Genomic DNA, 10,595 nt, shown 5'->3' with positions numbered 1-10,595 from the left:
CGTTTCCGACTCTATCAGACACTTTCCTGTCCGATTCCCGGCCGAAGCGGGTCAAGCACTTTCCGCTTTCCAGTTCTCCGCTTTCGCGTTTCCCTTTCCGGCGATATCCACTTTACCAGACCGTCTGCGTGCCGTTTCCGGCTCGTACGCGAATCCAGCGACCCATGGATCAGGCCTTTTGCCTTTCGGCGGACCCGACTTTAGCAGAGAATCCGCATCGGATTTACCGCCCCGCTCGGGCCCTCACGGAAACGGTCGCCGGCCCGTCCGGGAGCCGGCGTCTGCTTCAAGGAGGTCGTCCGTGGCCTCGGGCCCGGACCGGGAAACAATACAACGGATCGAGCCGCCCGATCGCCACGCCCCGCAGGACCCACCCTCCCCGCGCCCAGAACCCGGAACCCAGGACCCAGAACCCAGGACCCACCGTCTCCACGAACCGGACAGGCCGGTCCCCACGAACGAAAGCGGCCCTCCCGGGACAGGCCCGGTGTCCCACCAGGCGAACCGGCGTCCCCGGCAGAGGAGGCAGCCCGTTCCTCAGGTCGTCCGACGGCCCGCGCGGCCCAGCAGAACCGCCGCCACCAGGAGCAGGACCCCTGCCACGGCTGCCGCCCAGGCAGCCCAGCCGTCGTCACCGTCGGCCGAGCCCGCGGGGGCGGGGCCGGAACCGAAGTACTTTTCGCGGTAACCGGTGTCGGAGGCGGTTTCGAGGTCGGCGGTTCCCTTCTTCGCCGCGTCGATGGCGGCGGCAGGATCGACCAGACCGTGGCCGCGGGCGTCGTCACGGCCTCCGGCCGGGGCGTCGCGGGCGGTGTCGGCGAGCAGTTGCTTCACTTCCGCCGGGCTCAGCCCGGGATGCGCGGCCCGTACGAGGGCGACGGCCCCCGAGACGAACGCGGCGGCCGCGGAGGTTCCCCACTCTATGTAGTACTTGCGGTCCGGGTTGGCGACGACGATGTCGACGCCCGGCGCGCTGACGGTGGCGTACCAGCGACGGGTGGAGAAGGACGCGTGGGTGCCGTGCTGGTCGACGGCCGCGACGGCGATGACCCCCGGATAGGCCGCCGGGTAGGAGGTGCGGTCGCCCTTCTCCCCGCTGTTGCCCGCCGAGGCGACGACGGAGACGCCCTTGCCGAGGGCGTACTGCACGGCGGCGTCCTCCTCCGCGTCGGGGTGGGCGGACTTGCTGTCGTCGCCGAGCGAGAGGTTGATGACGTCAGCCCCGTGGTCGGCCGCCCAGCGGATGCCGTCGGCGAGCGCGTCCCCGCGCGACGAACGGGCCTTGGCGCGGGACGGGTCGGCGGACTCCAGGATCACCCGTACGGGGAGGATCTTGACCCCCGGCGCCACGCCCAGCACCCCGTCGCCGCGGGCGGGGCCCGAGCCGTGGCCGGCGATGATCCCGGCCATGGCCGTGCCGTGCAGGGCCCAGGCGGAATCGCCCCGGCCCGCACCGAACCCTATGAGGTCCTTGCCGGTGAGGACCGATCCGGCGAGGTCCGGGTGGGTGGCGTCGACGCCGGTGTCGAGGACGGCCACCGTGACGCCGTCGCCGTCGGTCGTCTGCCAGGCCCGGTCCGTGTGCAGGGCCTGGAGCGCCCACTGCTGATCGCGGATGGCGTCGGCCTCCGCGGGCGCGGCGGAGACCACGACGAGCAGGGCGCCGGCACAGAACGCGGAGACCGCCCGGAGCCGCTGCGCCCTGCGGGCCGGGCCCGAACGCGCGGGCGGGCCGGGATGCGCGAGCTGGTCGGGCCGCGTGAGCTCGTCGGAATGCGCCGGCGGGCCGGGACGCGCGGAACGACGGGGCGGCGCGGAAGCACCGGGGCAGGAGGGCAGGGCGTCAGGCCGGTCGAGCACGGGCCGGGGCGGGGCGGGACGCGCGGGATCGGGCCGGAACGGGCCGGGGGTACGGGTCACTCCGCCTTCTCCACGAGGTCGGCTACGGTCCTGCGCAGGGCCCGTTCGATCCGGTCCGCCACGCCTTCCGCCTCGTGGCCGAGCCCCGCCTGGGCGGCGGGGCCGGTGGCCCCGGCCTCCATGGCGCGCGCCGCGGCCTGGGGATCGGGGACGGCACGGCCGTCGGCGAAGCCTGTGACGGCGAAGACCACCACGGGCGTCTCGGTCAGCACGTGCACCGTCCAACTGGCCCGTTGCTCGTCCTGGAACGAGGCCGCGGCGGTGCCCGGCACGGCGAAGGGGCGGGGCATCAGGTCTTGGCGCTCGCCGAGTTTCTGCTCGGCGAACCGGGCTGCCCATGCCTTCATCCCGGCGGCGTCGGCCTCGGTGAAGACCATGCCCACGGTGGTCACGGCGCTGCGGGTGGCGTCGGCGTACGTGGCCCGTACGAGACGGGCGCAGCCGACGGAGTCGAGGGCGCGGACGAGCAGCGGGTCCAGCGCGTCGGCGCAGCCGGTGTCGGCCGCGACGCCGAGCCGGCTCCAGACGCGGTCGGAGTTGCCGGGGCCCGCGCCGTCGCCCGTGAGGGTGCGCGGGAAGAGGGTGTCGACGGGCACCTGGTGCCAGAGAGTACGGCCGGTGGCGTAGGCGTCGCCGGTCCGGGCGGGGGCCGGGTCGCCGGTCAGCCAGGTACCGGCGGCCGCGCCTCCGACCAGCCCGAGGCCGAGCACCACGCACGCGACCACCGCCGCCGTCCTGAGCCTGCGCCGGGGTTCGGGCCGGATGGGCCGCAGTCGGGTGGTCGTCTCCATCGGCGTCTCGGGGAAGCCGGTGCGGTGCGGCGGACGGTAGGCGGGAGCGGGGGGCCCGGAGCGGTACAGCGGGGTGCCGTACGCGCCGCTGCCCTGTGGGTCGGTCCCGTAGGGGACTCCGCCGGAACGGGGCGCGGCCGGAGGCCGGGGAGCCGACGGTGGGGGCGCGGGCGGCACGGGACGCAGCCGGGCCGTCGTCTCCGCAGCGGTCGGCGCGGGCGGCCCGGCGGGACGGGGCGGAACGCCGGGGACAGTCGGCGTCGTGGGAATCGGCCTCGGCGACGGGTCCGGAGCCGGCCCCGGAGACGTGGCCGGTGAGGTCCGCACCGGCGCGCTCCCGCCGGCCGCGGGCACGCCGGCCGACGCGCCGGATCCGCTACCGGGCACGGGGCGGTCACCCGACGGAGAGCGGTCACCGGACACAGGACGGTGTCCGGACCCGGCGGTGCCGGCACCGGAACGCCCACCGGACGCGGAGCCGCCAACGGGCACGGAAGGCTCGGAACGGTCACCGGACACGGCTGATGCGCCATCGTCGGCCGGCGGAGCGGAGTACGTGGAGAGGACGGACCGCCTGGGCGGCGCCTCACCGCCCGGTGTTCCGTCCTCCGGGGACGAAGACCCGGCCCTCGCCGCATCCTGGCCGGAAGCACCCGAAACACCCGAAACACCCGAAACACCCGAAACACCCGAAGCATCGGGGGCACCGGAAGCACCCGAAGCACCCGAAGCACCGGGGGCACTGGAGCCACCAGGAGAACCGGACGTGTCGACGTGACCGCGCCCGGACACACCCGTACCCGCGTCCGAACCGGTGCCCACGCCCGCCCCCACTCCCCCGTCCCGCTCGAACACGGAACCCACGGGTACGGACGCCGCGGGCACGGAAGCCGCGAACGCGGACGTATCGGGCACGGGAGCCGCGGGTACGGAAGCCTCGGTCGGGGACGTCCGGCCGGGGCGGGGCGGCACGGACGCGCGCCGCGCTTCGGTACTCATCGGTCCCCCTGGTCCGTCCTGCCGCTCACGGATCCACGTCACGGGCAGGCCCGTTGGTCCCCGCGTGCCGGTCACTCCGTGCCGGTCACTCTACGGGCTGCGACGGGGCGGAGGGGAACAGGTCGGCCCCGCCGGGTCATCTGCCCCGATCGTTCCCGGCGCATCCGGAAACTCCCCCGACCCCCGGACGACACGCCGGGCGACACCCCGGCGGCAGCCGTGCGGGGAAGGCCTCCGGCGGCAGCCGCGGGCAATGCCTCCGGCGTCCCCGCCCCCGCCGCCGTCACCGCTCCCACCCCCGGTATGCCTCCGCCGCCGTCACCGCTCCCACCCCCGGTATGCCTCCGTCGCCGCCCCATGTCACCCCGTGTGCCCGCCCAAGCAGCGGCCCGGCCAAGAATTGACCTTCGTCGCCCGCCGTAGCCCCTTACCCATCGGTACGACTCTCTGGCAAGCTGCCGGCATGACTGCCCGCGCCGCCGACCGGGCCCGGTACGACCGGGCCACCGCCTCCCTCGACGCCCCGGTCGCCGTGGTCGACCTGGAGGCGTTCGACGCCAATGCCGACTCCCTGGTCGCCCGCGCCGGCGGCAAGCCGATCCGGGTGGCCAGCAAGTCGGTGCGCTGCCGCGCCCTGCTCGAACGGGTGCTGGCCCGGCCCGGGTTCGCCGGGATCATGTCGTTCACGCTGGCGGAGTCGCTGTGGCTGGCCCGGTCCGGTTTCGAGGACGTGCTGCTGGCGTACCCGTCCGCCGACCGGGCGGCGTACGCGGAGCTGGCGGGCGACCCGAAGCTGGCCGCCGCGGTGACGGTGATGGTGGACGACGTCTCCCAGTTGGAGCTGATCGACGCGGCCCGCGACGGCGGCCGGGAGGAGATCCGGGTCTGCCTGGAGCTGGACACCTCGCTGCGGATGCTGGGCGGCCGGGTCCGGATCGGGGCGCTGCGTTCCCCGCTCCGCTCCCCCGCCCAACTGGCGGACCTGGCACGGTCGGTGACCCGCAGGCCGGGGTTCCGGCTGGTGGGGCTGATGGCGTACGAGGGGCACATCGCGGGTGTCGGCGACTCGGTCGCGGGCCGGCCGTTGCGGTCGCGCGCGGTGCGGCTGATGCAGGCGGCGGCCCGCAGGGAACTCGCGGTGCGCCGGGCCGAGGTGGTGCGCGCGGTGCGCGCGGTGGTCCCGGACCTGGAGTTCGTGAACGGTGGCGGCACCGGCAGTGTGCAGCACACCGCGGCCGAGAACGCGGTGACGGAGATCGCGGCCGGTTCGGGGCTGTACGTCCCCCGGCTGTTCGACAACTACACCTCGTTCAGCGGGCGTCCGGCGGCGCTGTTCGCGCAGCCCGTCGTCCGCAGGCCGGGCGTGGGTGTGGTGACGGTGCTCGGCGGCGGCTACCCGGCCTCGGGTGCGGCCGGGCCGGACCGGCTGCCGGTCCCGTATCTGCCGGAAGGGTTGCGCTACGACCCGCAGGAGGGTCCGGGAGAGGTGCAGACGCCGCTGCTCGGCTCGGCGGCGGACGATCTGCTGATCGGCGACAAGGTGTGGTTCCGGCACGCGAAGGCCGGGGAACTGTGCGAGCGGTTCGACGAGTTGCGGCTGATCGAGGGCGACCGGGTGACGGCGACCGTGCCGACGTACCGGGGTGAGGGCCGCACCTTCCTGTGACGGGCCGCGGGTTCCGGTGACCGGACGCGGCGGTCCGGCCGGTGTCCGCCGACGGTGCGGCCGGTGTCCGCCGGCCGTGCGTACGCGTCCCCCGTCGCCGTGCCGCGCGGTGCCGCGCGGTGCCGCGCGGTGCCGTGCGGTGTCGTGGCCGGACACCCGTCGCCGTGCCTGCGGTACGTACACGACACCGTCGCCGCGCCCTCGCTGCGTACGCGGCCCGTGTGGCAGGCTCGGGTTCCGGCGTCCGGCAGGCACGGGCCGACGTCGCGCCGACGAGGTGAGGGGCGGGTTCGATGACGCGTTACACGGCCTCGGTGGGGCCCGCCGGGTTCCGGTTCGACGGTCTGCGGTCCGTGCTGGCCAAGGCGGGCCCGGCGCGGTCCGGCGACGAACTGGCGGGGGTGGCGGCCGACAGCGACGCGGAGCGGGTGGCGGCCCGCCGGGTGCTGGCGGACGTGCCGCTGCGGGCGTTCCTGGAAGAGCCCGTGGTGCCGTACGAGGACGACGAGGTGACCCGGCTCATCGTCGACACGCACGACCGGGAGGCGTTCGCCCCGGTGGCGTCGCTGACGGTGGGCGGGTTCCGCGACTGGCTGCTGTCGTACGCGGCGACGACCGAGGCGCTCGCCGCGCTGGCTCCGGGGGTCACGCCGGAGATGGCGGCGGCGGTCAGCAAGCTGATGCGGAACCAGGACCTGATCCAGGTGGCCCGCGCGTGCACGGTGGTGACCAGGTTCCGCAACACGATCGGGCTGCCGGGCCGGCTGTCGGTGCGGCTCCAGCCGAACCATCCGACGGACGATCCGCGCGGGGTGGCCGCCTCGATCCTGGACGGGCTGCTGTACGGCTGCGGGGACGCGGTGATCGGCATCAATCCGGCCTCCGACTCGCCGGCCGCCGTGGCGGACCTGCTGCGGCTGACCGACGAGGTCCGGCAGCGGTACGCGATCCCGACGCAGACCTGCGTGCTCACGCACGTCACCCAGACGCTGCGGGCGATCGGGCGGGGCGCGCCGGTCGATCTCGTCTTCCAGTCGGTGGCGGGCACCGAGGCGGCGAACCGGGCGTTCGGCGTCGATCTGGCGCTGCTCGGCGAGGCGCACGAGGCGGGTCTGTCGCTGGGCCGGGGCGAACTGGGCGACAACGTCATGTACTTCGAGACGGGTCAGGGCAGCGCGCTGTCCTCCGGCGCCCATCACGGTGTGGACCAGCAGACGCTGGAGGCGCGTGCCTACGCGGTGGCGCGCCGGTTCCGCCCGTTGCTGGTGAACTCGGTGGTGGGGTTCATCGGTCCGGAGTACCTCTACGACGGCAAGCAGATCGTGCGGGCCGGGCTGGAGGACCATTTCTGCGGGAAGCTGCTCGGTCTGCCGATGGGGGTGGACGTCTGTTACACCAACCACGCCGAGGCCGACCAGGACGACATGGACAGTCTGCTGACGCTGCTGGGCGTGGCGGGCTGCACCTTCGTGATGGGGGTGCCGGGGTCGGACGACGTGATGCTGAACTACCAGTCGACCTCGTTCCACGACGCGTTGTACGTACGGTCGGCGCTGGGGCTGCGGCCGGCGCCGGAGTTCGAGGAGTGGATGGCGCGGATGGGCATGTTCGACGCCGAGGGCCGCACGGTGGCGCCACTGCCCCGGAGTCCGCTGATGGCGGGGCTGGCCGCCTTGACGGAGGGGCGCTGATGGCCGGGGACGACGGCGCCGTGGCGGAGGGGTCCGGGGCGGCGCCGGACCCGTGGGGGCCGTTGCGCCGGCACACCCCGGCGCGGGTGGGGCTCGGGCGGACGGGGCACGCGCTGCCGCTGCGGCACGTGCTGGACTTCCAGCTGGCGCACGCGCAGGCGCGGGACGCGGTGCATCAGCCGGTGGACTTCGCCGCGCTCCGGGCGGGGCTGGCGGGGCGTCCGGTGGTGGAGGTGCGCAGTGCGGCGGCCGACCGCGGGGTGTATCTGCGCCGCCCGGACCTGGGGCGGCGGCTGGATCCGCGGGACGCGGAGCGGCTGGAAGGGCGTGAGGGCCTGGACGGGCCGGAGGGCGGCGCGCTGGTGATCGTCGTGGCGGACGGGCTGTCGGCGACGGCGGTGCACCGGCACGCGCTGCCGCTGCTGGAGGAGCTGTGGCCGCTGCTGGGCGCGGTGGATCCGTCGCTCGGGGACGGTGGGCCGGGGGTGCCGGTGGTGCTGGCGTCGCAGGCGCGGGTGGCCCTCGGCGACGAGATCGGCGCGTTGCTCGGGGCGCGGCTGGTGCTGGTGCTGATCGGCGAGCGGCCGGGGCTGAGCGCGGCGGACAGCCTGGGCGCCTATCTGACGTACGGGCCGCGGCCGGGGCGGAGCGACGCCGAGCGCAACTGCGTCTCCAACATCCATCCGCCGGCCGGGCTGGGTCATGGGGCGGCGGCGCGTGTCCTGGCCTCGCTGCTGGAGCGGTCGTTGCGGCTGGGGGTGTCGGGGGTGGCGCTGGAGGGCGGGACGCCGGAGGGGGAGCCGGGGGTGGCCGGGGGTCCGGCCGGCGGGGAGTTGCCGGCGGGCGGGCGCTGACCCCGGCTACACCCCGCCGCCGGTGAGTCCCAGCAGGTCGCGCGCGGGGCCGGTGGGGCGCCGGCCGGCGGGCCAGACGGCGCGCAGGTGGCGGCGCAGCCGTACGCCGGCCACCGGGACGGCGACCAGGCGGCGGGCGGAGAGTTCCTCGCCGAGCGCCAGTTCGCTGAGGACGCAGGGTCCGGCTCCGCTCCCGGCGGCGCCCTTCACCGCGGTGGTGGAGGAGAGTTCCAGCAGGGGCGGGGCGAGGCCGCCGTGGGCGGCGAGGGCGGCGTCCAGCACCTGGCGGGTGCCGGAGCCGCGTTCGCGCAGGATGAGCGGGGTCATGGCCAGTTCGGGCAGGGTCAGTGCGGAGCGGCGGGCCCACGGGTGGACGGGGGCGACCGCCACCACCAGCCGGTCGTGGCCGACGACGGCGCCGTCCAGGCCGTCCGGGGTGCGGAGTCCTTCCACGAAGCCGAGGTCGGCCTCGTGGGCGAGCAGCCGGCGGGCCACCTCGGCGGAGTTGCCGGCGAACAGGGAGACGGCGGTGTCGGGCCGGGCGGTGCGCAGGGCGATGAGCCAGCCGGGCAGCAGGTATTCGGCGATGGTCATGCTGGCGGCGACCCGCAGTCGGGAGTCCCGCCGGTCCCGCAGTGCCTGGGCCCCCGCGTCGAAGACCTCGGCCGCCTCGACGACGCGGCGTGCCCAGTCGGTGACGAGGGCGCCGGCGTCGGTGAGCCGGGAGCCGCGGGGCGAGCGGTCCAGCAGGGCCACTCCGAGGTGCCGTTCCATGGAACGGATGCGTCCGGAGGCGGCGGGCTGGCTGATGCCGAGGTCGCGGGCGGCCCGGCCGAGGCTGCCGTGCCGGGCGACGGACAGCAGCAGTTCCAGGGAGCCGAGGTCGGGGACCCGGTGGGCGAGCGGAACGCGGGAAGCGCCGGTCATAACGTCAGCTTATGACCTCATAGGCCGGATGCTCCTGGCCGGGGCGGGCCGATGGTCCGAGGATCGGCTCATGACCACCCTGCTCACGCCGCCGATTCCCGCCCCGCACGCTCCCCCCGGTGTCCCCGGAGCCCGGTTCCCCGCCGTGCGGCACCTCGGGCCCCAGTGGTACGCGAGTGTGATGGGCACCGCGATCGTGGCGGGCGCCGGGGCGGCGCTGCCGGTCCGGGTGCCGGGTCTGGACACCTTCTGCGCCGTCGTCTGGCTGCTGTCGGCGGTCCTGCTGCTGGTGCTGCTGACGGCGCGGGGCGCGCACTGGGTCCACCACCGCGAGCAGGCGCGGGCCGATCTGCTGAATCCGGGGATCGCGCCGTTCTACGGCTGCCTGTCGATGGCGCTGCTCGCCGTGGGGGGCGCCTCGATGACGGCCGGGGCTCCGCTGGTGGGCCGGCGGGCGGCGCTGGTGACGGACGCGGTGCTGTACTCGGCCGGGGCCCTCACCGGCCTGGTGGTGGCGGTCGTGGTGCCGTATCTGATGATCGTCCGTCACCGTCCCGCGCCGGGCACCGCCACCCCGGTGTGGCTGCTGCCGCTGGTCGCGCCCATGGTGGCGGCGGCGCTCGGGCCGCTCCTGGTGGCGGAGCTGCCCGCCGGGCAGGGGCGCGGGGCCCTGCTGCTGGCCTGCTACGGCATGTTCGGCTTGTCGCTGCTGGCGACGGCGCTGGTGCTGCCGCTGGTCTTCGCCCGGCTGGTGCACACCGGGCCGCTGCCGCTCGCCCTCACTCCGACGCTCTTCCTGGTGCTCGGCCCGCTGGGCCAGTCCGTGACGGCGGTGAACGCGCTGGCCGACGTGGCGCCGGGCGCGGTGGGCCCGCCGTACGCCTCCGCCTTCGGGGCGGCGGCGGTGCTGTACGGGGTGCCGGTGACGGGCTTCGCGCTGCTGTGGCTGGCGCTGGCGACGGCGCTGGTGGTGCGGGCGGCCGTCGACGGGATGCCGTTCTCGATGACGTGGTGGGGGTTCACCTTTCCGGTCGGCACGTGCGTCACGGGCGCCTCGGGCCTGGCCCGCCACACGGGTCTGGACGCCTTCACCTGGGTCGCGGTCGCGCTGTACGCGCTGCTGCTCGCCGCGTGGGCGGTGACCGGTGCGCGTACGGTACGCGGCCTGCTGGCCGGGACGCTGCCGGCTCCGCCGGCGCCGGTCGCGGCGGCCGGCTGAACGGGCCGGTACGTGCAGGGAGCGCGGGAGGGTTCGTGCCGGGCCGTGCCGGGGGACAGTGGTGCCATGGCTCTGCACTGGAAACTCGTCATCGACAGCACGGACGCGGCCGCCCTCGCCGACTTCTGGGCCGAGGCCCTCGGCTACGAGGTGGAGGACCCGGGCGCCCTCGTCGCGCGGCTGTTGGCCGCCGGGCAGCTCCCCGAGGAGGCGGTCGCCGAACACCGGGGCCGCAAGCACTTCCGCGGGCTGGCGGCGATCCGGCACCCCGACGACCCGTACGACGAGGTCAGTGGCGTCGGCGCGGGCCGCCGCCTGCTCTTCCAGCAGGTGCCGGAGGCCAAGACCGTCAAGAACCGCCTGCACGTCGACGTGCACGGCGGCCCCGAGGGGCTGGAAGCCCTGGTGTCGCGGCTGGAGGGCATCGGCGCCACCAGGCTCCGGGAGGTCGATCAGGGTCCGGCCGGCCACTGGTGGGTCATGCGGGACCCGGAGGGCAACGAGTTCTGCGCGTCCGCGTAGGCGGTC

The 10,595-nt window shown here is 75.3% G+C and carries 8 protein-coding genes; 5 read left to right on the top strand and 3 right to left on the bottom strand.

Annotated elements, in window-relative coordinates; genetic code table 11:
* Positions 1-537: 537 nt before the first annotated feature.
* Entirely contained in the window at positions 538-1,659 is a 1,122-nt protein-coding gene (gene mycP / locus Q0994_RS22255) for a type VII secretion-associated serine protease mycosin (protein ID WP_299537747.1), read from the bottom strand.
* A 257-nt stretch (positions 1,660-1,916) separates the two neighbouring features.
* A complete protein-coding gene (locus tag Q0994_RS22250; RefSeq protein WP_299537728.1) occupies positions 1,917-2,711 on the bottom strand; it encodes a hypothetical protein in 795 nt (264 codons plus the stop codon).
* A 1,462-nt stretch (positions 2,712-4,173) separates the two neighbouring features.
* Between Q0994_RS22250 and Q0994_RS22245 the strand changes: the two genes are divergently transcribed.
* From Q0994_RS22245 to eutC, 3 genes are all read left to right on the top strand, one after another.
* On the top strand, positions 4,174-5,376 hold the full coding sequence (locus Q0994_RS22245; protein ID WP_299537727.1) for an amino acid deaminase/aldolase: 1,203 nt from the start codon (positions 4,174-4,176) through the stop codon (positions 5,374-5,376).
* A gap of 293 nt (positions 5,377-5,669) precedes the next feature.
* The gene (locus Q0994_RS22240; protein WP_299537721.1) at positions 5,670-7,067 is read left to right on the top strand and encodes an ethanolamine ammonia-lyase subunit EutB; all 1,398 of its coding nucleotides are present in this window, start codon (positions 5,670-5,672) and stop codon (positions 7,065-7,067) included.
* The gene (gene eutC / locus Q0994_RS22235; protein ID WP_299537720.1) at positions 7,067-7,921 is read left to right on the top strand and encodes an ethanolamine ammonia-lyase subunit EutC; all 855 of its coding nucleotides are present in this window, start codon (positions 7,067-7,069) and stop codon (positions 7,919-7,921) included. The genes Q0994_RS22240 and eutC overlap by 1 nt, the downstream gene beginning before the upstream one ends.
* 6 nt (positions 7,922-7,927) lie before the next feature.
* Here eutC and Q0994_RS22230 read toward each other — a convergent pair whose 3' ends face one another.
* Positions 7,928-8,848, bottom strand: coding sequence for a LysR family transcriptional regulator (locus Q0994_RS22230; protein WP_299537719.1), 921 nt, complete (start codon positions 8,846-8,848; stop codon positions 7,928-7,930).
* Between the two features lie 70 nt (positions 8,849-8,918).
* Here Q0994_RS22230 and Q0994_RS22225 point away from each other — a divergent pair, with 70 nt between their 5' ends.
* Together Q0994_RS22225 and Q0994_RS22220 are read left to right on the top strand one after the other, a co-directional pair.
* Positions 8,919-10,067 (top strand): TDT family transporter, encoded by a 1,149-nt coding sequence (locus Q0994_RS22225; RefSeq protein WP_299537717.1) that lies wholly within the window; start codon positions 8,919-8,921, stop codon positions 10,065-10,067.
* Positions 10,068-10,133: 66 nt separating this feature from the next.
* Entirely contained in the window at positions 10,134-10,589 is a 456-nt protein-coding gene (locus tag Q0994_RS22220) for a VOC family protein (RefSeq protein WP_299537716.1), read from the top strand.
* Positions 10,590-10,595: the final 6 nt, after the last annotated feature.

The organism is uncultured Streptomyces sp. (assembly GCF_947488945.1).
Classification (GTDB): domain Bacteria; phylum Actinomycetota; class Actinomycetes; order Streptomycetales; family Streptomycetaceae; genus Streptomyces.
This window is presented reverse-complemented; position numbering and strand designations above follow the sequence as displayed.

Coding starts and splice junctions, on each gene's coding strand:
- Q0994_RS22245 (WP_299537727.1), top strand. CDS start 4,174: ATGACTGCCCGCGCCGCCGACCGGGCCCGGTACGACCGGGCCACCGCC.
- Q0994_RS22240 (WP_299537721.1), top strand. CDS start 5,670: ATGACGCGTTACACGGCCTCGGTGGGGCCCGCCGGGTTCCGGTTCGAC.
- eutC (WP_299537720.1), top strand. CDS start 7,067: ATGGCCGGGGACGACGGCGCCGTGGCGGAGGGGTCCGGGGCGGCGCCG.
- Q0994_RS22225 (WP_299537717.1), top strand. CDS start 8,919: ATGACCACCCTGCTCACGCCGCCGATTCCCGCCCCGCACGCTCCCCCC.
- Q0994_RS22250 (WP_299537728.1), bottom strand. CDS start 2,711: ATGGAGACGACCACCCGACTGCGGCCCATCCGGCCCGAACCCCGGCGC.
- Q0994_RS22230 (WP_299537719.1), bottom strand. CDS start 8,848: ATGACCGGCGCTTCCCGCGTTCCGCTCGCCCACCGGGTCCCCGACCTC.
- Q0994_RS22220 (WP_299537716.1), top strand. CDS start 10,134: ATGGCTCTGCACTGGAAACTCGTCATCGACAGCACGGACGCGGCCGCC.